The following is a 22,623-nucleotide window of genomic DNA, read 5'->3' on the forward strand; positions in this document are numbered from 1 at the left end:
GCTGCGTATGAGCTACGAGCGACTCGCCGACCTCCCGCTGACAGTCGATAGCGTCTCGACGGAGCAACTCGAGCGAGAGACCTCGAGCGACTTCGTTCGCGTGACGACGACGGTGATGCTCGCCGGACAGAACGGCGACGGGCAGCACGTATCGGGCCTCGGCGAGGACGTCACCTACGAGGCCGATGAACACGACCGACTCGCCGAGACGGGGCTGCCCGAACTGGCCGGCGAGTACACCCTCGAGTCGTTTTCCGAAACGGTCGCCGATCTGGACCTCTTCCCCGCGAGAGCACCCGATCGCGAGGAGTTTCGAAACTATCGGCGCTGGGCTCTCGAGAGCGCGGCGCTGGACCTCGCCTGCCGGCAGGCCGAAACGGATCTCGCGAGTCGGCTCGATCGCTCCCTCGAGCCGGTAACTTTCGTCGCGAGTACCCGACTCGGCGATCCACCGACGACCGACCGCCTCGAGCGACTGCGCGAACGCGTCCCCGACCTCGAGTTCAAACTCGATCCGACGCCGGAGTGGGACCGCGAACTCGTCGAGGCCATGGACGACGCCGTCGGCGCGGAGAACGTCCGAATCCTCGACCTGAAGGGGCAGTACGAGGGGACCGACGTCGACGTCCCCGCCGATCCGGAGCTGTACGCGCTCGTGCTCGAGGGGTTCCCCGAGGCCGTCGTCGAGGACCCCGCGCTGACCGAGGAGACGCGACCGCTGTTCGACGACCCCGACGTCCGCGAGCGAGTGTCGTGGGACGCGCCGATCCACGGCCGCGAGGACGTCGAGGACCTCCCGTGGGAACCCGGCTGGCTGAACGTCAAACCCTCGCGCTTTGGCTCGCTCGAGTCGCTACTCGAGACGATCGAGTACTGCGAGGAGCGCGATATCCGGCTGTACGGCGGCGGCCAGTTCGAACTCGGCGTCGGCCGCGGCCAGCTCCAGACGCTCGCCGCGCTGTTCTATCCCGACGCGCCGAACGACGTCGCGCCCGGCCCCTACAACGATCCCGAGGTCGGCGAGACGTTGCCGGCGAGTCCACTCGAGCCACCGGCAGAACTGGACGGATTCCGCTGGCCGTCGGCGTAGTTAGGCTGCTTGACGTCAGCCCGGGTCGGGACTGTTTTCGTCCCCGCGACGCTATCGCTGCCCATGCAGATCGAACCCTTCGGCCTCGAGCGGTGGTTCGCCGAGTACGAACACGATGCCGACATCATGCTGGCGGAAAGCGGCGTTCGGAGTCTCTCTGCGGATCGGTTCGACACCGATCCCGGGAAACTGGGATACGTAATCCCGACCGACGGCGGCCTCGATATCCGGGCGCGGATTGGCGAGCGATACGACCGAACGGCCGAGGAAGTCGTCTGTACTACCGGCACGCAAGAGGCGAACTTCCTCGCGTTCCTGTCCGTTCTCGGGAGTGATTCGCCGCCCGGCCTCGAGTCCTCATCCTCGAGCGGTGACGCCCACGCCGTCGTCGTCACGCCGACCTACCAGTCGCTCCACGCGGTTCCCGACGCCTTCGGCGAGGTGACGCGGGTGCCGCTCGAGCCGACGAACTGGGAACTGGACCCCGACGCCGTCGCCGACGCGATTCGCCCGGAGACGCGCCTGATCGTGCTGAACAACCCGAACAACCCGACCGGGCGGTACCACCCGCTCGAGACGGTCGAGACGCTGTACGATCTCGCCGCAGACAACGACGCCTATCTGCTCTGTGACGAGGTGTACCGACTGCTCGCGGAGGATCCGCTGCCGCCGGTCGCCAGCATGGGCCCACACGGGCTCTCGACGGCCAGCCTCTCGAAAGCCTACGGCCTCGCAGGACTGCGATTCGGCTGGCTCGCCGGCGATCGGGCAGTCGTCGAGACGGCCTGCCAGTGGAAGGACTACACGACCATCTCGCCCGGGATTTTCAGCCAGCACGTCGCACAGCAGGCGCTCGAGGAGAGCGAATCGATCCTCGAGGAGAACCGCGACCACGTCGAACGAAACCACGAGATCACGCAGGCGTTCCTCGAGCGCCACGGCCTCGAGTGGTACGACCCCGTCGGCGTCAACGGCTTCGTGACGGTACCGGACGGCTTCGAGAACGGGAAAGCGTTCTGTCGGACCGTCCTCGAGGAAGCGAGCGTCGTCCTCGCGCCCGGGGAGTTCTTCGGTCATCCGGACAGGTTCCGGATCGGGTTCGGGTTACCGACCGACGAACTCGAGGACGGGTTAGCGCGGATCGAGCGCGTGCTCGAGGGCTGAAATCGTCAGCGAAGACAGCGACCGAACAGTTCCGTCTCGCAGTCAGTAATTCCGTACAGTGTGGAGCCGTCGTTCACGTAGAGCCAGCCGTCGCCGACTGCGACGGAGGTCCGCACTCGTTGTCCCGTATCGTATCGCGTCCGAACGTCCCCGGTCTCCCGGTCGATGACCACCAGATCGGCTCCACCGACGTAGATCCGATCGCCGACGACGGCAGGCGTTCCGGTGCGGACGACGACACCCTCGTCCTCGCCGATAGCGTCGTCGTCGATCTCCCTCGAGATCAGTTGTCGACCCGTGTTTTCCCAGCGATGCTCGCCCGTTGCAGTGTCTCTCGCCAGTAGTCGACCGTCAGCATCGTAGTAGACGGTATCCTCGGTCGCCGCCAGATGCCGCGGAGCACCACCGTCGTACCGGTCCTCGACCTGCCACCGGATCTCGCCGGTGTCCGCCTCGAGTGCCGTCGCACCGTACTCGTCGTTACCGTCCCAGGTCGTCACGAACACCGCGTCGTCCGCGACCGTCGGCGTGCTGTCGACGTCCAGCGGGACGCTCCACAGTTCCGTCCCGTCCGCCGTCGAGAGAGCCTTGACCCCCTCGCGGAGTTCCGTGAGATAGACGACGCCGTCCGCTATCGCGGGCGAGAAGACGATCCGCCCGTCCCAGTCGTCGAACTCGTAACGCCAGCGTTCGGTCCCGTCCTCGAGGTCGATCGCGTAGAATACCGGCTCCTGTTCGTCGGGGCCGAGCTGTCGGTAGTGGCCGGTGTAGACGGTATCGTCGCCGATGGCAGGTGCGATCGGCCAGTGGGTGGACTGTCCGTCGCTGACGTTGTCGAAGCACCAGCGTTCGGTTCCGTCGATTCCGACGGCACAGAGCCCGTTTGCGGTCTGAACGAGGATCGTCTCGCCCGCCAGGACGAGCGAGTCGGCGTGGTGATACGTATCGCCGCCCACGCGGGTAGTCGTCGCCGCAGCAGTCCACTGACTGTCGCCCGTCGCCGCGTCGAACGCCTCGATCGTGACCGTTCGGTCGACTTCCGGACCGGTCCGTGGTCCGTCGGTGTAGGCGACGTAGACTGTCCCGTCCTCGAGTAGCGGTGACGTTCTCGGGGGGCTGAATCCTGCAATCGACCGTTCCCACTCGACTGTCAGCGGGCCTCGAGGACCGGACCGATCGTCGTCGACGACTCCTGTCTGGGTGCTGTCGTATCCTGGGTGTGGCCACGATCCACGGACCGTCGGGTCGTCGCGTGACCCGACACAGCCTGCGAGAGTCAGCGTGCCGCAGGCTGCGAGGAGGGCGCGTCTGGAGGGCATCGCTCGTAGCGATTCGTCGGTCAGCTATAAGTTTTCATACTCCGACGGGTTTCCGTCAGCCGGCTACCGCAGACATCGGTCAAACAGTTCGGTCCGACACTCGACCAGCGCCTCGAGTGTGCCCTCCTCGAGCGAGGCGATAACCACGTCGTCCGCTATCGCGGGCGACGCCCTCGTCCAGACGTCGCCGACTCGCTCCCGCAACTCGCCGGCTTCCCGGTCGACGGCGAACAGCGAGGTTCCAGTAACGTAGAGCGTATCTCCGGCGACAGTCGGCACACCCCTGTAGACGTGGTCCTCGTCCGAAGAGTCACTTCCATCGATCGTCCAGATCGAATCGCCCGTGGCCGCGTCTCGAGCGACGAGTCGGTCCATCGCGGCGTAGTAAACGGTCCCGTCGGCGACGGCGGTACCGCTGGGGACGACGGCGTCGTCGTCCATTCGCGTCCACCGTCGTTCCCCCGTTTCGGCAGAGAGGGCGGCGACGCCGCTTTCGTCGGCGGCGGTTCCGACAAATACGCTCCCGTCTGCGACCGTCGGAGCACTGTAGACGGGAAGGCGCTCGCGCCACAGTTCCGTCCCGTCAGCGGCGTCGATCGCCTCGACTCCGCCGCCACCTATCGCGGCGTAGACGACGCCGTCGTCGACTGCCGGCGGGTAGACGAGGTATTCGTCCCAGTCGCCGATCTCGTAACGCCAGCGCAGCTCGCCGTCCTCGAGGTCGATCGCGTAGAACTCCGGTTCGCTTTGCTCTCGTCCGTGACGATGAAAGCCAGTGTAGACGACCCCGTCGCCGACACCTGGCTGTGCGGCAACGGAACCGAGTTGGCCGTCTCCGACGTTGTCGAACCGCCAACGCTCGGTTCCAGCGTCCTCGGTGTCGCCTCTCTCGAGAGCCACCAGTCCGTTTGCGGTCTGGAGCAACACAGCGTCGTCGGCGATCGCGAGCGAATCGGTGTGACTGTGCGTTTCCTGCATCTGCGCGGTCGTGGTCGTGACCGTCGTCGTCCACTGGCGTGCTCCCGTCTCGGCGTCGACCGCATCGAGGACGGCGGCCTGTTCGCCGTCGGCTCGCTGTTCGGTGTACGCGAGAAAGACAGTGCCGTCGACCATCACTGGCGAACAATCCGGGCTGCCGTAGCCCGCGTTCGCGTCGTACGTCCACGCAGTCGTCAGCGGTGAATCGGGGCCGTCGGTCCGCGTCGCGGTTCGAGCGTCATCGCGGCCGCGCTGGGACCAGGTGGCGTCGTCCGACGGGTCGGTGTATCGCGTCGAACAACCGGCGAGGACCGCACTGCCACAGGCCGCAAGGAGCGTGCGTCTGGAGGGCATCGATAGAAGCGACGTTCGAACACTCGCCTGATAAGTTTTGTCGGTCACTCGACGAATCGGCCCGATCGTCCGATCAACACTCCTTCCAGAGCGTCCCGACCTCGTCGTCGCGTTCGTCCACCTGTTCGACGTCCTTCCGGAGGTCGAACGCGCGATACGTCTCCTCCTCGAGCAACCGATCTGCAAACGCCGCGGGAATCGTCACGCGTCGACACTCGCCCTCCACGAGCAGGCCGTCCGGACCGAACGAGAACTCGAGGTCGTACCGTGTGACGTCGCGACCGTCGAGTTCCGGGTGGATCGCCTCGAGGACGTCCGCGACGTAGTCGAAGACGAGTTTCATCCCCGGCGTGTCGGCCGTCTCGAGGTCGATCCGGACGACGGGAACGAGTTGGTCGCCGTCGCGAGTGTCGATCCGTCGAACCCGCGGCGACCGCTCGAGGTGCGTCCCTCGGCCCGCAGGGAGTTCGCCCGCGAGCCTCGACTCGAGAGTGGCGGCGAGTTCGGATTCGCGTCGAAATCGCCGGCGGTACGCTACCGTTCCGACGAGACCCGCCACGAGCAACACAGCGAGCACAACGATCTCGAGTCGGCCGTCTAGCATCGCTCGAGCAGTCGTTCGTGTCGCGTCCGGGAGACGATTTCGCTTTCCGCGTTTGCGTCGAGTGACCTGTTACCGCGCCGAATACTGCCGGAAGATATTCCAAACGGTTTATGCCCGTCGGTTGATTACCCCGGGACATGGCGAAACAGCAAAACGAAGTTCGCGACCTCCAGGAAGGTAGCTACGTGATGATCGACGATGCGCCGTGTAAGATCAACTCTTACTCGACGGCAAAACCCGGTAAACACGGCAGCGCCAAGGCTCGCATCGAGGCCGAAGGCGTCTTCGACGGGAAGAAGCGCTCGCTCTCCCAGCCAGTCGACGCGAAGATCTGGGTCCCGATCATCGAGCGCAAACAGGGTCAGGTCGTCTCCGTCGACGGCTCGGACATGCAGGTCATGGACCTAGAGACCTACGAGACCCTCACGATGCGCGTCCCCGAGGACGCCGACCCATCGCCCGACGAGAACATCGAATACCTCGAGATGGAAGACCAGCGAAAGATCGTCTAATGTTTCCCGGGGCGACTGACGAACGCGGGGGGAGCGACGCGGGAGACGATACCCGTGACGGAGCGAACTTCGTGGTCGTCGGTGCGCCTCTGGACGCGACGACGACCTTTCAGCCGGGGACCCGATTCGGCCCCCGGCGCATCCGGACGTTTGCGGAGACGTTCGACGATTACGACCGGCGGACCGACCAGTACTTTTCCGAACTCGGCGTCGTCGACCGTGGCGACGTTCGTGCCTGGGACGACATTCCCGAGTACCTCGAGTGGCTCGAAGGAACCCTGCGAGATGCCGTCTGGGACGAGGCCGTCCCCCTGCTGCTCGGAGGCGAACACACAGTCTCGCTCGCCGGCGCACGCGCCGTCGAACCCGAGGTGTTCGTCTGTCTGGACGCCCACCTCGACCTGCGCGACACCTACGACGGCAACGACCTCTCCCACGCCTGCGTTACCCGACGTATCCTCGAACTCGAGGGCGTCGAGGAGGCGATAATTCTCGGTGCCAGAACCGGCAGCGAGGAGGAGTGGGAGCGAGCCGAAGCGGACGACGTCACCGTCGTTCCCCCCGAGGAGGTCGCCGACTTCTCGTTCGGCGACCGACTCGAGGGCCGCGAGGTCTACCTGAGCGTCGACATCGACGGCGCCGATCCCGCCTACGCGCCGGGAACGGGAACGATGGAGCCGTTCGGCCTCGAGCCCCGCGAGATGCGCGACGTCGTTCGCGAGGTCGCACCGCAGGCAAACGGGTTCGACGTCGTCGAAGTCAACGATCGCGACGACGGACAGGCGGCGTCGCTCGCTGGCAAGTTGACCCGGGAGTTCGTGTTCTCGAGTGTGGCCCGGGACGAGAACTGACGCGCTCTCGTTTTCGTGTTCGGTTTCGTGTGTTCACTGCTCCAGAAGCGACTCGAACACCTTCCCCTGGGCCTTCCGGAGGTGCTGATGGAACGTCGGCGACGCGATTTCGAGCGAGTCGGCGACCTCTTCGCCGGTCGCGTTCCGCGGCCACTCGAACAGTCCAGCGTGGTAGGCGGCCTCGAGTGTCGCCCGCTGTCGGTCGGTGAGGTCGGACGTCAGTACCTGGTGTACGCGGTCGTCGACGTTTTCCCGCGTGATCTGACGTCGCATCACCATCTCGGCTGCGGGATACGTCGACTGAACGGTGTCGATGACTCGCCTGACGTTTACCGTCGGCGAGAGATGGAGCGTCATCCGGTAGTCGCCGTCCTCGAAGACGGCGCGGTCGACGGTGCCGCCGATCGATGCGATCGTCGACAGCACCGGCGGTTTGGAGAGTCGGACCTCGAACGTCACCTCTCGTCCTTCAGTCCGGAACGTGACGTCAGTCCAGTGCGGGATCGTCTCGACGAGCCGTTCGACGGTGTCGACGTCGTTCGGACCCGCAGTGCCGTAGACGAGGTACGTTTCGTCCTCGAGCGCGACCGTGTGATCGAGCGTGATGTGGACGTCGGTTGGGTCGCCGACGTCGATCCCGAGGTCGTCGAACGTATCGTGAATGCGAAACTCGAGTTCGACGATCTCGTCGCTCATCAGCGCCTGTTTGCGCTCGGTGGCGACGATCGCGTGGCCGACGATCTCTCCTAGCTGGCTAATCACCGTTCCTTCTCCGCCTTCGAACGCGTGTGGGCGGTCGGCGTAGACGTTCAATACGCCGTAGACGGTCCCGCCGTTGACGATCGGGATCGCTGCCGACGAACGAAAGCCGTAGGTTTCGGCTACCTCCCGCCAGGGCTCGTATCTGGGATCGTTCCAGATGTCGTGAGTCGTCTGGATTTCTCCGGTCCGAAGTGCTCTTCCCGTCGGTCCCCCGCTGTGCTCGTCGTCCGGATCGACCGAGATGGTGGCGTCGTCGAGGTACCCCTCGACGCCGGCTTCGGTTCGCAGGGTTACCGTCTGCGAAGCGGAGTCGACATCGCCGATCCAGGCGAACTCGTAGGATTCGGCCTCGGCGAGGCGTTCACAGACGATCCGCTCGATCTCGTCGCGAGTGGATCGGTCGATGATCGCGTCCGTGACGTCACGAACGATGTCGTTGAGGTTGTTGAGTGCGGCCAACTGTTCGCGCTGTCGATCGATCCGACGTTCACGCCCGACGCGGTCGTAGGCTGCGACCGCGTTCGTCGCCAGCAGTTCGATCAGATATCGGGCCTCGTCGTCGAACGACCCTCGTTCGCGCGACCCAGCGACGAGAACGCCGTGTGCTTCCATCGGAACGAACAGCCCCGCTCGCATTTCGGTCTCCGCTGGATCTGCCTGCATTCGCGGTGATTCGAGGACGTCGTCGTAGAGTTGGGTTTCGCCTGCCTCGAAGACGTGACCGGTAATGCTCTCCTCACTCAACGAAACGACTGGAAACTCGGTACGCATGAAATTCGCATCGACCGATCGCGGGCCGGGAACCAGTCGATCCTGCTCGTCGTCGTAGTGATAGACGATCACACCGGAGAGATCGAGAACGGTCGTCGTTTTACTGACGACTGCCTCCCCGACTGCTTCGGCCGTCGTTGCATCGAGCAGTGCTCGAGAGAACCCGTGGAGATCCTCGAAGGTGATCGGCAGTTCGTCGTGGCGATTCCTGCTGTTCCGTATCGACTCTCGAGGTTGCCACCATACCCTGGCGCTCGCGCCGACTTTCTTGGTCTCGAGTTCGCCGTGATCGACGAGTCGCTCGAGTCGTTCGTACGTACTTCGGCGGCCGAGTTCGAGACGATCCGCTACTTCGGTGGTCGTCAGTGGTGTCCCGGTGTCGCCGAAGTACGAGAGCGTCTCGTGAAGCGTTTCGGTCAGCGATCCCCCACTCATACTCCCATCACGATCGCCAGTCGTATCAACCCTCCGCCGGCGGTACTCCACTATCTAGTCCGTAAGAGCGGTATATGCGCCACTTTCCGAACAAGATCTCTGATCAGGCCGATACCGTTGCTAGCCATCTACCTAATTTGTTTTACTATGAGTTTAGGGGGAAACGGGACCTCTCGTAGGTACGAACAGCGGACACAGGAACCCCCTCATGCCACGATCTATGCACGACAGCACCGACGAAACGATCCGAAAACAGAACACCTTGTCCGAAGAAGAGTACCACCGGTTACTCGCTTCGAGACGCCGGAGACTCACGCTCGACGTCCTCTCGGGTCGACTCGATCCGGTCGACGTCGAAGATCTGGCGACCGCAATCGCCGCACGGGAGAACGGCCGCGATGGGGCCGACGACGAGACCGTCCGCGAGGTAGCACTCTCGCTTCATCACGTGCACCTCCCGGCGATGGCGTCGGCAAACACCATCGAGTACGATTCGGAAGACGGACGCGTGGTGTCACAAACGCACCGTCTCGACTACGAGTTCCGAATCGAATAGCAAAAGTGGGGGTACCCGAGGAGTCCGCGTTTTCGACGAGCGTTCGATTTCGACGAAACAACAGCGTTATTTCTCGATTCGGCTAGCCACGGGTATGGCCATCAGACCGTATCGGGCTGAGACGGACGCCGACGCCCTGTGGGAACTAAAACGAGCCTTCGAAACCGAACTCGGCTCTGGCACCGGCGGCGAGGAAAAGGCAGCCAGATACGACGCGAAACTCACCGACGACTACCGAACGGACTACCTCGAGTGGGTCGATCGCTGTCTCGACAGCGACGAACGAAGCGTCCAGGTCGCAGTCGAGGACGGCGATATCGCCGGCTACGTCTTCCTCCTGCCGGAGACGCAGGCGTACATCTGGGACGCGGCAGTCCTGAACGAGATATACGTCCGTGAGGAACATCGCGGCACGGGCGTCGCGGACGACCTGATGGACGCCGCCATCGACGCTGCCCGCGACCAGGACCTCCCGCTCGAGCGGATCGTCCTGGACGTCGACCGAAAAAACGAGCGAGCACAGGCGTTCTACGATCGACACGGGTTCGACCACTGGGGCGAACTGGTCGCTCGGAATCTCTGAGGGCGATTCCCAGAGCGCGCTCGCGGCTCCCTCAGAACGGGTTCGAGAGATACTCCTTCGGAACGGCGTTGCGAACCGTCACCAGCGGGTCGACTACCTGACTGATCTCGAGTCCACCGGTCAGACTCGAGAACGTGTAGGCGTCGGTTTCGTCGAACCCGTGCTCCGCGGCGAGCAGTTCGATCGCGTCCAGATTCGCGAGTTCGCAGGCTTCCTCGAGCGTGTCGGCGCTCGCGACCGTCTTCCAGGCGTCGTCGGTCTCGAGAAGCGGCCGCTCCAGTTCGAGGTCGGGGTCGTCGATCACTTCGACGGTGACGTCGACGTCGGTCGCGATCTCCGATCCCGTCCCGCACATCTCGCCGTCGGCCATGGCAGCCTTGGAGTCGCCCATCGCGAGCATCGCGCCCTCCTGGAAGACGGGGAAGTAGATCGTGTTCCCGCCGGTGACGTCGGTCGTATCGAGGTTGCCGCCGTGATCGTGGGGAATCAGCGTCGTGTACGACTCCTCTGCGGGGGCGACGCCGATCGTTCCGACGACGGGTTCGATCGGCACCTCGAGGTCGTCGAACGTGATCGCCCCGTCCTCGACCGGGGTGATCCGCGTTCGCGGAGCCTCGATCTCGTCGTACTCGTCGAGCAGGCCGAAGCCGTCGATGGTGACCACTCGGCCGTGTTCTTCCGTCACTCGAACGTCTTCGATCTCGACGCGCAGGACGTCGCCCGGTTCGGCACCCTCGACGGCGACCGGTCCCGTCGCGGCGTTTACCTCCTCGGGGACCGACTCGATGACGTCGTCTTCGGACTGGACCGCGCCGTCCAGACTGTCTCGCGTGTCGAACGTCAACTCCGCACCCGACTCGACCGTCTCGATCGGCTCGAGATCGGGCGTGAACTCGTAGATCGCTCCGTCCTCGTGGGAAATCGTCTGGCGAGCCATATCGGATCGTTCGTGACCGTGATATAAATCGGTACCCCGGCGTCCGCGACCGCAAGCATACAAGCCCTCGGCGGCGAAAGAGGGAGACGACCATGGAACTGACGGAACTCGTCGACCGACTCGACGACGAACTGCGAACCGACGACTACGCTGACCTCGACGCGAGCGCGAACGGCCTCCAGGTCGGCCCCGACGAGACGGAGGTCGAACACGTCGCATTCGCCGTCGACGGCGTCGACGCGACGTTCGAACGGGCAATCGATGTCGGTGCCGACGCCCTCGTCGTCCACCACGGTCTCTCGTGGGGCGGCTTCGACCGCGTCACCGGCCGAACCTACGACCGCCTCGAGCCACTTTTCGAGAACGACCTCGCGCTGTACGTCTCGCACCTCCCTCTGGACGGCCACCAGGAACTGGGCAACGCCGCGGGCGTCGCCGACGTTCTCGACCTCGAGAACCGGACCCCCTTCGGCGAACTCGGCCCCGAGTACATCGGCCAGCGTGGGACGGCAGCCGACGCGTACTCGCCAGACGAACTCCGCAAACGCCTCGAGGATTCGCTCGAGACCGGCGGCCAGCCGGTCCAGTCGCTCGAGTTCGGTCCCGAAGAGATCGACGAGGTCGCGATCGTCACCGGCAGTGGCACCGACTGGCTCGACGAAGCCGTCGACGCGGGCGCTGACGCGCTGGTAACCGGTGAAGGAAAGGGGAAGGCCTATCACGAGGCTCGAGAGGCCGGTATCCACGTCTTCCTGGCGGGCCACTACGCGACGGAGACGTTCGGCGTGCGCTCGCTACAGGAACTGGTCGAGGAGTGGGGGCTCGAGACGAGTTACTTCGACGTTCCGACCGGGTTGTGAACCGCCTCGGGGTCAAGTGGTTCGAGACGCGAAGCGTCTCGTCATCAAGCGAGACCAGAGGTCTCGCAGACATCGCGGAGTCTGGCGGGACGAAGTCCCGCTGACCTCGCGGGAGCGCAGCTCCCGCTTATCTTTGCTCCGCTCAGTCACGGAAATCTTCGATTTCCGTCCGACCCCGAGGCACTCGCCTCTTTATCTGTAGACGGTGCGGCCGAGACGAACGGGGTGCCGTCCGGACGGTTGGCAGCCAGTGGAGCGAACGGGTTCGGGCCGAGTATGAACTCGGATAATAAACACCAGATCCGGAACAAGTGTTTATCGTTGAACCATGAAGGTCCACTATATAGGGACCGATAGCGGCTGGATTCGGCAATAACAATTATCTGCTTTCATTGTAAGTACCTCGAACAGGACTGCCATGATAGGCGTCAAAAACTGTCGGGGGGAGAGCAGATGGGGGTAGAGTCGATCGTACCGGAACGAATCCGTCGTCGGTACAGTGCGAAAATTGCCGCGGCGCTCGGGTGTGTCGTCCTCGTTACGCTCGCCTTTGGCGTGCTGTTCGGGGTCTACGTCCAGTCGGGATCGGAGGCCGAGGCCGTCGACCGGGCGACCGCAGCAGTGACCGGATTGCTGGTCGTCTTCTTCATGAACCTGGGGCTGTTCGGGATCGTGATCGGCGGAAACACCGCTCTCGCGCTTCACCAGCTCGGTAGCCGCGCCGAGCGGATCGGTGACGGAGAGTTCGACGTCGACCTCGAGACGGGGCGTATTGACGAGGTCGGGCAGCTATACGATTCGGTCGCGGAGATGCGTGATTCGCTGGAGACGAACCTCGAGGAACTCGAGGCCGAACAGAAACGTGCTCAGCAGGCCCAGGAGGAGGCCGAACAGCGAGCTGACGAACTCGAGGAAGAGCGCCAGCGCGTTCAGGAGGCCCGTCGGGAGGTCGAGGAGAAAAACGAGCGCCTGGTCGCGGAGGCCGAACGGTTCTCCGAAGTGATGGACGCCTGTGCCGACGGCGAACTCGACCGGCGACTCGATCCACAGATCGAGGACGAGGCGCTCGAGGCGATTGCCAGCTCGTTCAACGAGATGCTCGACCGGATCGGCGAACTCATCGCGGAAGTCCAGACGTCGGCCCGGACCGTCGAGGACGTGGCCACGGACCTGCAGAGTTCGAGTCAGCAGATCCGATCCGCGAGCGAGGACGTCGCCGAATCGGTCCAGGAGATCGCCGACGGAGCAGCCGAACAGACGGACGACCTCGACGACGCGGCAAGCGAGGTCAGCGATCTCTCGGCGGCGACCGAGGAGGTCGCGGCCACGACCACGGAGATCGCAGACCAGTCCGAGGAGGTCGCCGAACTCGCCAACGAAGGCCAGGAGATGGCATCGGAGGCGGCGACGAACATCGACTCGCTGGCCGACACTACCGAGATGGTAGTCGAAACGGCCGAAGAACTCGAGCGGGAGACCGAACAGATCGGCGAGATCATCTCGCTGATCGACGACATTGCCGACCAGACGAACCTGCTCGCGCTGAACGCCTCGATCGAGGCGGCGACGGCACAGGGAGACGGCGACGGCTTCAACGTGGTCGCAAACGAGATCAAGTCCCTCGCGGAGGAGACGATGGACGCCGTCGACGACATCGAGGAGACCCTCGAGTCGATCCGCAAGCGGACGTCGACGACGGCCGAGGAAATCGCGACGGTCGACGAGGAGATGAAATCCACTGCGACGCTCGTCGACGACCTCGAGACCCGCCAGGAGACGATCTCTCAGGGAATCGACCAGGTCGACGGGAGCATCCAGGAGATCACGTCGACGGCCGACGACCAGGCGACCGCTGCCGAGGAACTGGCGACGCTCGTCGACACGGTCGCCGAGGTCTCGACGGAGACGAGTTCCGAAGCCGAGCAAGCCGCTGCTGCGGCCGAGGAGACGACCGCGACGATCGACGAGGTGTCGGCGACTGCGACCGACCTCGAGGCCGACGCTCAGAACCTGCGTGAACTGATCGGTTCGTTCACCATAGATCAGCAAGCCACTACTGCGACGTCGTCGGCGACTCCTGCTGGAGGAGACTGAGCGTGTTCGCTCCGTCTACCGTCTACCTGTGGGCAGCGGCCGGTCTCGGCGTGGCTACGCTCGCGTTTCTGGTCGTTGCCCGCCGTCTTCCGGACACCAGCCGTCAGTTCGGCTACGCTGCCGTCGGCGCCGTTGCCGTAATGACGGCCTCGAACGTGGTGATGGCCGGTCTCGAGGCGGGCGGATACGGGACCGATTTCGTCAGGTTCGTCGGGTACACGGGGCTTTGGACCGTTATCTGCTCCGTCATCGTGGCCGTCGCCGGCGTCGATCGCCGGCTGACGGGTGCGCTGTTTGCGATCGTCCTGTCCCGGCTCTGGATAACCTACGGGAGCTGGCAGGTCGAGGGAACGCTCGGTGCAGTGCTCGCGCTCGTCCCGTTTGCACTGCTGCTGATCGGGATCTACCTGCTGTTCGGGCCGTTCATGCGTGCGGTCTCGACCGTCGAAGAGGAACGGCGTCTGCTCTACACGAAACTGCGGAACCTGGTCGTTCTCGGCTGGATCGCGCTGGTCCTCACCGGCATTCTGTCGGAATCGATGGATCTCACCACCGATTTCGTCGGCCAGTTCGCGTCGATCTACGTCGAAGTCGTACTCGTGATCGGCTTCGCTGGCATCGTCGTCCGGAGCGGCCACGCACTCGAGAAGACCGCCGCATCGACGTCGCTCAACCCGTTCGAGGACGACAGAACGGGCGACCCGCGACCGGAGTCGGTCGCCGCCGACTAGCCGTCGTCCATCGACTCGAGCGCGTCGACCGTGAGTGACTCGCTGTCCTCCCAGTATTCGTCGAACCGATCGTTCGCCCACGATCGAACCGTCGGATCGTCGATCTCGATCGACGCCCGCAAGACGCCGTGGTCGTCGCGAACGAGCAGATAGACCACGTCGTCGACGATCATGACTGCGAGCGGAACGTCGTCGCGCCCGACTCGGACAGCCGTCTCGTCCGCGGCGAGCAGATCACGCAACTGGCGTCGCAACGCCGAGTCGTCGGTGAGCGCCTCGATCGCGTACCGAGAGAAGACGCCCCGGAAGGTCACCTCCCCTGCTGTCGTCCGTTCCCGAACGACCTGCAGGGTCTGTTCGTTGAACGCGTGTGAGAACGCCCGGACCTCGTCGGCGTCCTCGAGTAACGCGAGCAATCGCTGTACTGGCGCGTTCGGCCGCGTCTGACTGGGTTTTGTGATCGTCGCGTCCGCCAGGTGACGGAGGTCGAATGCCAGCCCTCGAGTCGGAAGGTAGTCGACGACGTCCCGTAGTTTTCCCTCCGTTTCGAGTATCGTCCGGAGATCGGTAACCCCCTCTGCGACGAGTCGTCCCGTCGCCGTCGCCCTGTACCGACTTCCGTCGCGGGTGATCCACGATCGCTCGTCGAAGTCCCCGAGAATCCGTCCGAGCGTCGCCTGAGATGCACCGGTTTCGTGGGCCAGTTCCGAGCGAGTGTACTCGTCCTCGGCGAGCAACTCGAGGACGTCGACACGGTTCGCCGAGAGCGCGAGGAACTCGATCTCCTCGAGTGGTGATGCCATACGTCCGTTCGTACTCGTTTCGGTAAATCGTTTTCGCAGTGTGAAATTATTTCATAGTGTGAGCGAAGAACACGTCGCTACGCGTTTTCTTGCCGTGAAATGTTTTCTGAATTAATATATGGTGGTTCCTCCCCTACGAAGTATCGATGACTGCCACGCTACCCGTCCCGGTCGCGTTCCGTCCGGGATGTCGTCCTCTGGATAAGGAGGTGATTCTCGAGTGATGGACCGCCGCTCCGCGATCTTTTTCGCCCTCTCGAGTCTCTTCTTCGGTGGGACGTTCGTCGCGGCGAAGGCCGGACTCGAGTACTTCCCGCCGTTGCTGTTCGTTGCGCTGCGGTTCGACGTCGCGGCGGTACTCCTGCTCGGGTACGTCCTCGTTACGTCCTCCAGGGCGGAACTGCTCCCGACGACGCGTGGCGATCTCCTGGGAATCGCCGCGACCGGTATCCTCGTGATCGGACTGGCGAATGCCCTCCTGTTCGTCGGCCAGCAGTACGCCACGAGCGCGGTCGGAGCGATCGTCTTCAGTCTCAACCCGATCCTGACGCCGGTGTTTGCGGCCGTGTTGCTCTCGAACGAACGCGTTTCGGCCCGCGGCGCCGTCGGAATGGGACTCGGACTCGTCGGCGTCGCGTTCGTCGTCAGCCCCGATCCCGCGGCACTGTTCGCCGGCGACGCTCTCGGCAGGGCAATCCTGTTCGCGGGCGCGGTCAGCGCGGCCGTCGGTGCCGTCTTCATCCGCCGTGCCCAACCGACTCTCTCGAGTACGGTCAGGATCGCGTGGGGACTCCCCCTCGCGGCCGCCCTCTCTCACGGCCTCTCGTGGTCCGCTGGTGAGTCGTTCGGATCGATCGTCTGGACGCTCGAGGCGCTCGTCGCGCTGGCGTACGTCAGCGTCTTCGCTGGCGTGTTCGCGTACATCGCCTACTTCGCCTTGCTCGACGAGACCGGTCCGATCCGTGCGAATCTCGTCTTCTACGTCGTCCCCGCCGTCTCGACGGTCGGTGGCTGGGCGCTTCTCGGGGAGTCGATCGCGCCGCTGGCGATTCTGGGCTTCCTGACCATCTTCGCCGGGTTCGCCGTTCTGGGAAGCGAGTCGATCGACGTCCGCTCGCTGGCGCCGACGTCCGTCCACCGCTCGAGCGACGGATCGACGGCAGTCGCCGACGAACCCCGTGGATACCGCTCGGACTGATCGGCCGATCCGGAGAGGTTCGTTGAGGATCGGCGCTCCCTCGAATTGTCGGATTAAAATATATGATGGAACTTCGATATCTGATCGAAGTGCGACGGCGACGGCTCGTCGGTGCGACCTGGCGGCCGGGGAAACGACCTTACTCCGTCCGACAGTCACAGCCACCCTGCTCGAGGAGATCTCTACTCGTATACTGGGTCTTGCACTCCTCACAGGTGATCGTGACGTTGACGACGACGTTGAACTCGCCGACGTCGAGGACGTCGCTGCGTGCGAGTTGGGCGATCGTATCCTCGGTGACTGCAGCGGTCCGGTTCCGGAGCGCGCCGAGTTTGTCCCTGCTTCGCTCGAGTCGTTCCTCGTCGCTGGGCGTCTCGAGTTCGGCCTCGAGGCAGTCTGTGAGATGGTTGTAGACGCTCTGGTGGGAGACGAAGTCGCTCTCGACGTCCTCGACGGGGACGCCCTCGCGCTCGAGTTCCTTGCGCGTCTGGACGCGCGTCCCGCTGCTGACGTCGTCGTCGGTCAGCAGCCGGTAGGTGTTCTCGACCTCGCCGTCTTTATACTGCAGTCCGGCGTCGTCGAGCGCCGCCGCGAGAACCTGCTGGTTTACGTGTTCCGCGAGCTCTCGAGTGCTGTAGCGCTCGTCGGTTCTGTCGGTCCAGTACCGGACGAGTTCGTCGTCCAGTTTCGAGAGGCCGTGCTGATGGGCGATCCGACCGACCTTGCAGCCACACGTTGCACTTCTCCCTTCCTCGCTGGTTCGTTCACTCACGATAGGCGTGTCGGCACCTCTCGTAAAAAAGCGTTCGGGGTTTACAGTGATACGCTCGTAATGCGTTGGCTGTCGAACGTGACGTGAACGCGCTACGGATTATATCCTAATTCTGTTAGGTCCTGGAATATGCCACAGAGAGCATAATTACCGAGGGCGGTCGAACTGCCACGAGGGGGAGCCGATCAGTCGGCCGACTCGATCACGATCACGCGAAGGTCGTTCACGTTGGTTCCCGTCGGCCCAGTCCGGACGACCGCGTTCGCGTCCTCGAGAACGGACGATGCGTCGTGTCGCTCGAGGGCGTTTCGACCGTCTGTTTCGGGAATCGTCGTCGCGTCAGCGATGGCACCTGCGATATCGGTCGCCCCGTCGATCCCGTCCGTATCGACCGCAGAGACGGCGATATCCTCGTCCTCGAGTGCCAGCGCACCGCCGAGGACGAACTCCTGATTCGGCCCACCGCGACCGTACTGGTTGCCAAGCGTCACGGTCGTCTCGCCACCCGACAGCAGGACGGCCGGCGGCTCGACCGGGGCCCCGTGCTCGCGACACTCCTCGGCGATCGCGACGTGGGTGAGTGCGGCCTCCCGTGACTCTCCGCGAACTCGCGAGGACAGGAGCAGCGGCTCGTATCCTCGCTCTGTCGCAGCCTCGCTCGCGGCCTCGAGCGCCGTTCGACTGTTGCCGACGACGTGGACGTGCGTTCGTCCGTCGGCGAAGACCGAATCATCGGCGGGCGGCGTCTCCGGCCGGTCGCCCTCGACGCCCTCTTCCAAGAACTCGCGAACCGAGTCGGGAACCGCAAGGTCGTACCGCTCGACGACCTCGAGCGCGTCGGCGAACGACGACGGGTCCGGCACAGTCGGCCCGCTGGCGATCACGCTCGGGTCGTCACCGACAACGTCGCTCAGGGCGACCGTCGCGACCGTCGCCGGCGCAGCGGTACGCGCGAGTCGGCCGCCCTTGATCGCCGAACAGTGTTTTCGGACGGCGTTTATCTCGTCGATCGACGCGCCACAGGCCAGCAGTTCCTCGGTCACCGTCTGCAGCGCCGAAATCGTCAACGGGTCTGCAGGGGCGGCGAGCAACGCGCTGCCGCCACCGGTGAGAGCGGCGAGGACGAGGTCGCCTTCGTCCGCTTCGCGAGCGTGCTTGAGCACCTCTCGCGCGTTTCGAACGCCCTCCTCGCTCGGAACCGGATGATCGCCGGCGAGCACGTCGACGACCGTCGTCTCGACGGGGTCGTCCGTGACGACGGCGCCGTCGGTCAGGTACTCTCCGAGGACGTCCTCGAGTGCGGCCGCGAACTGGCTCGCGGCGTTGCCGGCACCGACGAGGACGACGTCGTCGTAGGACTGGAGGTCGTACTCAGTGTCCCGGATCGAGAGCGTCCCGTCCCGCAGCGAGACCGTCTCCTCGACACGGGCTTCGGGACGTGCTGCCTCGATTCCGGCGAGCAGACACTCGAGTGCGACCTCCTTCGGCCGCGTGTCGGCGACGGCGTCCCGACGGTGACACCTGATCTCGACCATATGCTGGCATCGGCGAGTGAGGGTATGTATCTACCGCGACGTGGTCGACAGTCGGCTCTCGGAAAGTCTTCCGAAGTAACCGAAACGCTTCTGTGTGTTCCCACTCCTCTCGAATCTATGACGGACACGTCGAATCGATCGGTCGAACGCGGGTTCGCCATCGTCGACGAACTCGCGGCGAACGGTCCGGGTCGCGTCTCGGAACTCGCTGAGCGACTCGAGATGCCCGTCAGCACGGTCCACGACTACCTCCAAGCGCTGGTCTCGACGGGCTACGTGACGGTTGAGGGCAAGGAGTATCGGACCACGGCCCGCTTTCTCGAGGTCGGGCACCGCCACTGCCACCGCCTCGAGATCTACCAAGCCGTCCGCGACCAGCTCGAGACGGTCGCCGAAGAGACCGGCGAGCACGTGACCCTGCTGATCGAGGAGAACGACCAGGCGGTGATCCTCGCCGTCGAGGAGGGGCCGGACGCGATCAACCTGTTCGCGTACCCGGGTGCGAGAATACCGATTCACGCCACGGCTCCCGGGAAGGCGATGCTCGCACACATGGACGATGAGCGAGTCGACGAACTGCTCGAGGAGGAACTCGTCGAGATTACCTCCCGGACCGTCACGGATCCCGACGTGCTGTCCGAGCAACTCGAGGAAATCCGCGAGCGGGGGTACGCGGTCGACGAGGGCGAACGCATCGCGGGGATGGTCTGTGTCGCGGCACCGGTCCTCGACAAAGACGATCGAATCCGCGGTGCGATCTGCGTCTGTGGCCCACAGAGCCGACTCGACGAGTCGCGTCGCGAGGAGATCGCCGACGTCGTCCAGCGAGCCGCAAACGTCACGCAGGTCAACCTGGATTACGTCTGAGCGGCAGCGGCAGTGTCACGACCGATTCCGACCGACCGCGGAGTGAGTTTTAAGATGCTCGATTGTGAAGTCATTCCATGGCATCCGAGAACGCGCCGGACCGATCGGTAGCCGATCGGCTGGTCGCTTACTCCTCCCGGCTCTACGAGGCGTACGACCAGGCCGACGCCAGGGTTCGAAGCTACACGCCCTACCTCGTACGAGCGATCGAGGTCGTGATCGCGATCGCGCTGCTGGCGGCGCTTGCCCACTGGATCCACTGGGTCTACATAGCGTGACCCGATCGACGGCGTCACCGCTCGAGGGGGTACGGGTACTGGACTGTACGCAGATGCTCGCCGGCCCCTTCGCGACGCAGTTGCTCGCCGACCTCGGTGCCGAGGTCGTCAAGATCGAACGGGCCGGCTACGGCGATATCACGCGAACGACCGGCCCCACGGTCGGCGATTCCGGGATCACCGCGTACTTCGCGTCGCTGAACCGCGGCAAACGCAGCGTGGAACTCGACCTCTCGAGCGAGGCGGGCGCGGCAGCGTTCGAATCGCTCGCAGAGACGGCCGACGTCCTGGTCGAGAACTACCGTCCCGGGACGATGGAGAAGTGGGGGCTCGGCTACGAGGAGATCAGCGCGATCAACCCCGAGATCGTCTACTGTTCGATCTCGGGCTTTCTCGAGGGACCGTACCGCGATCTGCCGGCGTTCGACATGGTCGTCCAGGCGCTCGGCGGGAGTATGAGTATCACCGGCCAAGAGGACGGCCCGCCCGTTCGTCCGGGAATTCCCGTCGGCGACGTCTGTGCTGGGATGTACGCGGTCGTCGGCATCGTCACGTCGCTGTACGGCGGTGGCGGCGAGTACGTCGAGGTACCGATGTTCGAGGGACTGGTTTCGTGGCTCACGGAACGGGCCGGACGGACGTTCGTCACCGACGAACCCTATCCGCGACTCGGGACGGCCCACCCCACGCTCGCACCGTACCGTGCGTTCGAGACGGCCGACGGCTGGTTCGCGGTCGCTATCGCGAGCGACAACGTCTGGGAGTCGTTCTGTGCCGCCATCGACCGACCCGACCTCCTCGAGGACGACCGGTTCGCGACGAACGACGACCGCGTCGAGAACCGCGAGCAGTTACGTTCGGAACTCGAGGCGCTGTTTCGCGAGCGCTCGAGCGAGAAGTGGTTCTCCCTGTTTCGTGAACACGAACTTCCGGGCGCGCCGGTCCGGAATACGCGCGAACTGTTCGAGGACGATCACCTGTGCGAGAGCGGGGTGCTCGACGACCTCGAGGTCGGCGGCGTCGAGTTCCCGTATCCGCTCTGTCCGATCCAGTTTTCGGAAGCGACGACGCGGTCCGGACACGGACCGCCACAGCTCGGAGAACACACCGAAGCAGTCCTTTCTGCGGTCGTTCCCGACGCAGAGATGGATCGGTTCGTCGGCGACGACCGGTCGTAACGGGTGGTCGGTCGGATATCTCGAGCGAGCGAAGCCGGTTCATGATGGGATCTCCGGGACTTCGCGAGGTTCACTCGACGCCAATTCGGATCTCGTGAATTATACGACAAACATACATTCTCGAATCTATCTCTTGGAAGAACATCCATTATTTCCGGAATTGTGCTAAATCCTTAGAAGATTATAAATGCTATAGTCACACAATCGGTTAGTGTTACCATGCCAGACCGCAGTTCGAACAGGCGGACGTTTCTGAAAGTAACGGCCGTCACAGGTACGGTGGGAGTTGCAGGGTGCATCGGGGACGAAGACGTCGATCCGGACGAGGAAGATCCGCTGGACGAGGACGGCGACGAGGCCGACGCGAACGGTGAACCGGACGAGGACCGGGAACATCACATCGACGTCGGGACGTCGGCCGGTGGGACGATGGACGTCGGCCTCGCGGTAGAACAGGGTGTTGCGGAGGAGAGCGATACCCTGAGTTATTCGACGGTCGAGAGCCCGGGCTACGTCGGATCGACGTACCGGATGAACGAGGACGCCTTCGACGCGGCGTTCATCGACACCAACACGATGAACAAGGCCCAGGAGGGGCTGGACATGTTCGAGGAGGACCCGGTCGATCAGCTTCCCTGGCAGGGGATGTTGGCGTTCCCGTACAGCATCTACATGATGGCTCGCGACGGGACCGGCATCGAGACGTTCGACGACCTCGCGGGTGCAAGCGTCTATCCTGCCGAGCCGGGGTACTCGACGCGCGCGACGACGCTGGACGTGTTCGAGCAGGACCCGATCGCGGACGTCTACGACGAAATGGACATCGTCGACATGGACGTCGCCGACGCGCCGGGTGCGATGGAAGAAGAGCGGATCGACGCTGCCATCGCTTACGGGACGCCGGGTATCGGCAACACCGGGTGGGTCGTCGAGTACGACGCTCGCGTCGACGTCCACTACGTCGAACACACGGACGCACTGATCGAAGCGATCGAGCAGTTCCCGGGCGCCGGGCTCTCGATCTACGACGACAATCCCGGGGAGGAGTTTGCCTGGGATCAGGACATCGACACCGACGAGATCGCCGCGTGGGACCTCAACGTTACAGTTGCGACCCATCCCGAGACGCCCGACGAGGCGATCTACGAGCTGTGTCGCGTCGGTGCCGAACACGGCGATACCATCCGCAACGCCGAGGAACGGTTCACGCCCGAGAACGCAGAGGATCTCCTGCAGGGCGCACTGGACGATTACCCGTTCCACCCCGGCGCCGCCGAGTTCTACCAGGACGAGGGCGTCTGGGACGACGACTGGGTCGTCGGCGACCGAGATGAGGTCGGCGAGTACTTTGACTAATTAGCGTCTTCCAGCCTCGCCAATTTATATTTGAA

22 protein-coding genes are annotated in these 22,623 nt (G+C 64.2%); 14 read left to right on the forward strand and 8 right to left on the reverse strand.

From position 1 onward, the window contains the following. Positions 1-7 precede the first annotated feature (7 nt). Both BLR35_RS09905 and BLR35_RS09910 read left to right on the forward strand, forming a co-directional pair. Entirely contained in the window at positions 8-1,090 is a 1,083-nt protein-coding gene (locus BLR35_RS09905) for an enolase-like domain-containing protein (protein ID WP_090381127.1), read from the forward strand. Between the two features lie 63 nt (positions 1,091-1,153). Next, positions 1,154-2,254, forward strand: a complete 1,101-nt coding sequence (locus tag BLR35_RS09910) for an aminotransferase class I/II-fold pyridoxal phosphate-dependent enzyme (RefSeq protein ID WP_090381129.1) — start codon at positions 1,154-1,156, stop codon at positions 2,252-2,254. Positions 2,255-2,259: 5 nt separating this feature from the next. Here the strand turns inward: BLR35_RS09910 and BLR35_RS09915 are convergent, their stop codons facing one another. From BLR35_RS09915 to BLR35_RS09925, 3 genes are all read right to left on the reverse strand, one after another. Then, a complete protein-coding gene (locus BLR35_RS09915) occupies positions 2,260-3,573 on the reverse strand; it encodes an outer membrane protein assembly factor BamB family protein (RefSeq protein WP_090381132.1) in 1,314 nt (437 codons plus the stop codon). A 63-nt stretch (positions 3,574-3,636) separates the two neighbouring features. Continuing rightward, positions 3,637-4,905, reverse strand: a complete 1,269-nt coding sequence (locus BLR35_RS09920; RefSeq protein WP_090381134.1) for an outer membrane protein assembly factor BamB family protein — start codon at positions 4,903-4,905, stop codon at positions 3,637-3,639. Positions 4,906-4,978: 73 nt separating this feature from the next. Then, on the reverse strand, positions 4,979-5,509 hold the full coding sequence (locus BLR35_RS09925) for a hypothetical protein (RefSeq protein ID WP_090381138.1): 531 nt from the start codon (positions 5,507-5,509) through the stop codon (positions 4,979-4,981). Between the two features lie 137 nt (positions 5,510-5,646). Between BLR35_RS09925 and BLR35_RS09930 the strand changes: the two genes are divergently transcribed. Next, positions 5,647-6,021 (forward strand): translation initiation factor IF-5A, encoded by a 375-nt coding sequence (locus tag BLR35_RS09930; protein WP_090381141.1) that lies wholly within the window; start codon positions 5,647-5,649, stop codon positions 6,019-6,021. Next, positions 6,021-6,872: an agmatinase gene (speB, locus tag BLR35_RS09935; RefSeq protein WP_090381144.1), complete on the forward strand. Its 852-nt coding sequence runs from the start codon at positions 6,021-6,023 to the stop codon at positions 6,870-6,872. The genes BLR35_RS09930 and speB overlap by 1 nt, the downstream gene beginning before the upstream one ends. A gap of 33 nt (positions 6,873-6,905) precedes the next feature. Here the strand turns inward: speB and BLR35_RS09940 are convergent, their stop codons facing one another. After that, a complete protein-coding gene (locus BLR35_RS09940) occupies positions 6,906-8,840 on the reverse strand; it encodes a bacterio-opsin activator domain-containing protein (RefSeq protein ID WP_170831006.1) in 1,935 nt (644 codons plus the stop codon). Positions 8,841-9,060: 220 nt separating this feature from the next. On the opposite strand from BLR35_RS09940, the gene BLR35_RS09950 reads away from it, so the two are divergent. Then, positions 9,061-9,396, forward strand: a complete 336-nt coding sequence (locus BLR35_RS09950; protein ID WP_244510221.1) for a DUF7344 domain-containing protein — start codon at positions 9,061-9,063, stop codon at positions 9,394-9,396. Between the two features lie 94 nt (positions 9,397-9,490). Beyond that, on the forward strand, positions 9,491-9,979 hold the full coding sequence (locus BLR35_RS09955) for a GNAT family N-acetyltransferase (RefSeq protein ID WP_090381151.1): 489 nt from the start codon (positions 9,491-9,493) through the stop codon (positions 9,977-9,979). 31 nt (positions 9,980-10,010) lie between these two features. Here the strand turns inward: BLR35_RS09955 and BLR35_RS09960 are convergent, their stop codons facing one another. Beyond that, positions 10,011-10,916: an acetamidase/formamidase family protein gene (locus tag BLR35_RS09960; protein ID WP_090381153.1), complete on the reverse strand. Its 906-nt coding sequence runs from the start codon at positions 10,914-10,916 to the stop codon at positions 10,011-10,013. Between the two features lie 92 nt (positions 10,917-11,008). Between BLR35_RS09960 and BLR35_RS09965 the strand changes: the two genes are divergently transcribed. The 3 genes from BLR35_RS09965 to BLR35_RS09975 all read left to right on the forward strand — a co-directional run bounded on the left by BLR35_RS09965 (position 11,009) and on the right by BLR35_RS09975 (position 14,601). After that, positions 11,009-11,776 (forward strand): Nif3-like dinuclear metal center hexameric protein, encoded by a 768-nt coding sequence (locus BLR35_RS09965; protein ID WP_090381156.1) that lies wholly within the window; start codon positions 11,009-11,011, stop codon positions 11,774-11,776. 453 nt (positions 11,777-12,229) lie between these two features. Next, the gene (locus tag BLR35_RS09970) at positions 12,230-13,870 is read left to right on the forward strand and encodes a methyl-accepting chemotaxis protein (protein WP_090381158.1); all 1,641 of its coding nucleotides are present in this window, start codon (positions 12,230-12,232) and stop codon (positions 13,868-13,870) included. Positions 13,871-13,872: 2 nt separating this feature from the next. Continuing rightward, on the forward strand, positions 13,873-14,601 hold the full coding sequence (locus BLR35_RS09975) for a bacteriorhodopsin (RefSeq protein WP_244510222.1): 729 nt from the start codon (positions 13,873-13,875) through the stop codon (positions 14,599-14,601). Here BLR35_RS09975 and BLR35_RS09980 read toward each other — a convergent pair. Next, entirely contained in the window at positions 14,598-15,404 is an 807-nt protein-coding gene (locus tag BLR35_RS09980; protein WP_090381163.1) for a helix-turn-helix transcriptional regulator, read from the reverse strand. The two genes, BLR35_RS09975 and BLR35_RS09980, sit on opposite strands and share 4 nt — an antisense overlap. Positions 15,405-15,624: 220 nt before the next feature. Between BLR35_RS09980 and BLR35_RS09985 the strand changes: the two genes are divergently transcribed. Beyond that, a complete protein-coding gene (locus BLR35_RS09985; protein ID WP_090381165.1) occupies positions 15,625-16,602 on the forward strand; it encodes a DMT family transporter in 978 nt (325 codons plus the stop codon). Between the two features lie 139 nt (positions 16,603-16,741). On the opposite strand, the gene rdfA is transcribed toward BLR35_RS09985, so the two are convergent. Together rdfA and BLR35_RS09995 are read right to left on the reverse strand one after the other, a co-directional pair. Beyond that, positions 16,742-17,374 carry a rod-determining factor RdfA gene (gene rdfA, locus BLR35_RS09990; RefSeq protein ID WP_090381167.1) on the reverse strand — a complete coding sequence of 211 codons (633 nt, stop codon included), beginning with the start codon at positions 17,372-17,374 and terminating at the stop codon, positions 16,742-16,744. Between the two features lie 185 nt (positions 17,375-17,559). Beyond that, a complete protein-coding gene (locus BLR35_RS09995) occupies positions 17,560-18,909 on the reverse strand; it encodes a glycerate kinase type-2 family protein (protein WP_090381170.1) in 1,350 nt (449 codons plus the stop codon). A gap of 117 nt (positions 18,910-19,026) precedes the next feature. Between BLR35_RS09995 and BLR35_RS10000 the strand changes: the two genes are divergently transcribed. The 4 genes from BLR35_RS10000 to BLR35_RS10015 all read left to right on the forward strand — a co-directional run bounded on the left by BLR35_RS10000 (position 19,027) and on the right by BLR35_RS10015 (position 22,588). Next, a complete protein-coding gene (locus BLR35_RS10000) occupies positions 19,027-19,776 on the forward strand; it encodes an IclR family transcriptional regulator (protein WP_090381174.1) in 750 nt (249 codons plus the stop codon). A 77-nt stretch (positions 19,777-19,853) separates the two neighbouring features. Further along, the gene (locus BLR35_RS10005; protein WP_090381177.1) at positions 19,854-20,054 is read left to right on the forward strand and encodes a hypothetical protein; all 201 of its coding nucleotides are present in this window, start codon (positions 19,854-19,856) and stop codon (positions 20,052-20,054) included. Further along, complete coding sequence (locus BLR35_RS10010; RefSeq protein WP_090381179.1) at positions 20,051-21,232, forward strand: CaiB/BaiF CoA transferase family protein; 1,182 nt, start codon at positions 20,051-20,053, stop codon at positions 21,230-21,232. Before BLR35_RS10005 ends, BLR35_RS10010 begins: the two co-directional genes overlap by 4 nt. Before the next feature lie 219 nt (positions 21,233-21,451). Beyond that, entirely contained in the window at positions 21,452-22,588 is a 1,137-nt protein-coding gene (locus tag BLR35_RS10015) for a TAXI family TRAP transporter solute-binding subunit (RefSeq protein ID WP_244510223.1), read from the forward strand. Positions 22,589-22,623 lie beyond the last annotated feature (35 nt).

This window comes from Natronobacterium texcoconense, from assembly GCF_900104065.1.
In the GTDB taxonomy this organism is placed as follows: domain Archaea; phylum Halobacteriota; class Halobacteria; order Halobacteriales; family Natrialbaceae; genus Natronobacterium; species Natronobacterium texcoconense.

What these genes read in the sequence shown, in the direction of transcription:
- BLR35_RS09995 (WP_090381170.1), bottom strand. Translation starts at nt 18,909, where the DNA reads ATGGTCGAGATCAGGTGTCACCGTCGGGACGCCGTCGCCGACACGCGG.
- BLR35_RS09960 (WP_090381153.1), bottom strand. Translation starts at nt 10,916, where the DNA reads ATGGCTCGCCAGACGATTTCCCACGAGGACGGAGCGATCTACGAGTTC.
- BLR35_RS10015 (WP_244510223.1), top strand. Translation starts at nt 21,452, where the DNA reads ATGCCAGACCGCAGTTCGAACAGGCGGACGTTTCTGAAAGTAACGGCC.
- BLR35_RS09980 (WP_090381163.1), bottom strand. Translation starts at nt 15,404, where the DNA reads ATGGCATCACCACTCGAGGAGATCGAGTTCCTCGCGCTCTCGGCGAAC.
- BLR35_RS09955 (WP_090381151.1), top strand. Translation starts at nt 9,491, where the DNA reads ATGGCCATCAGACCGTATCGGGCTGAGACGGACGCCGACGCCCTGTGG.
- BLR35_RS10000 (WP_090381174.1), top strand. Translation starts at nt 19,027, where the DNA reads ATGACGGACACGTCGAATCGATCGGTCGAACGCGGGTTCGCCATCGTC.
- BLR35_RS09930 (WP_090381141.1), top strand. Translation starts at nt 5,647, where the DNA reads ATGGCGAAACAGCAAAACGAAGTTCGCGACCTCCAGGAAGGTAGCTAC.
- BLR35_RS09940 (WP_170831006.1), bottom strand. Translation starts at nt 8,840, where the DNA reads ATGAGTGGGGGATCGCTGACCGAAACGCTTCACGAGACGCTCTCGTAC.
- BLR35_RS09915 (WP_090381132.1), bottom strand. Translation starts at nt 3,573, where the DNA reads ATGCCCTCCAGACGCGCCCTCCTCGCAGCCTGCGGCACGCTGACTCTC.
- BLR35_RS09965 (WP_090381156.1), top strand. Translation starts at nt 11,009, where the DNA reads ATGGAACTGACGGAACTCGTCGACCGACTCGACGACGAACTGCGAACC.
- BLR35_RS09905 (WP_090381127.1), top strand. Translation starts at nt 8, where the DNA reads ATGAGCTACGAGCGACTCGCCGACCTCCCGCTGACAGTCGATAGCGTC.
- BLR35_RS10005 (WP_090381177.1), top strand. Translation starts at nt 19,854, where the DNA reads ATGGCATCCGAGAACGCGCCGGACCGATCGGTAGCCGATCGGCTGGTC.
- BLR35_RS09925 (WP_090381138.1), bottom strand. Translation starts at nt 5,509, where the DNA reads ATGCTAGACGGCCGACTCGAGATCGTTGTGCTCGCTGTGTTGCTCGTG.
- BLR35_RS09910 (WP_090381129.1), top strand. Translation starts at nt 1,154, where the DNA reads ATGCAGATCGAACCCTTCGGCCTCGAGCGGTGGTTCGCCGAGTACGAA.
- BLR35_RS09970 (WP_090381158.1), top strand. Translation starts at nt 12,230, where the DNA reads ATGGGGGTAGAGTCGATCGTACCGGAACGAATCCGTCGTCGGTACAGT.
- BLR35_RS09920 (WP_090381134.1), bottom strand. Translation starts at nt 4,905, where the DNA reads ATGCCCTCCAGACGCACGCTCCTTGCGGCCTGTGGCAGTGCGGTCCTC.
- BLR35_RS09950 (WP_244510221.1), top strand. Translation starts at nt 9,061, where the DNA reads ATGCACGACAGCACCGACGAAACGATCCGAAAACAGAACACCTTGTCC.
- speB (WP_090381144.1), top strand. Translation starts at nt 6,021, where the DNA reads ATGTTTCCCGGGGCGACTGACGAACGCGGGGGGAGCGACGCGGGAGAC.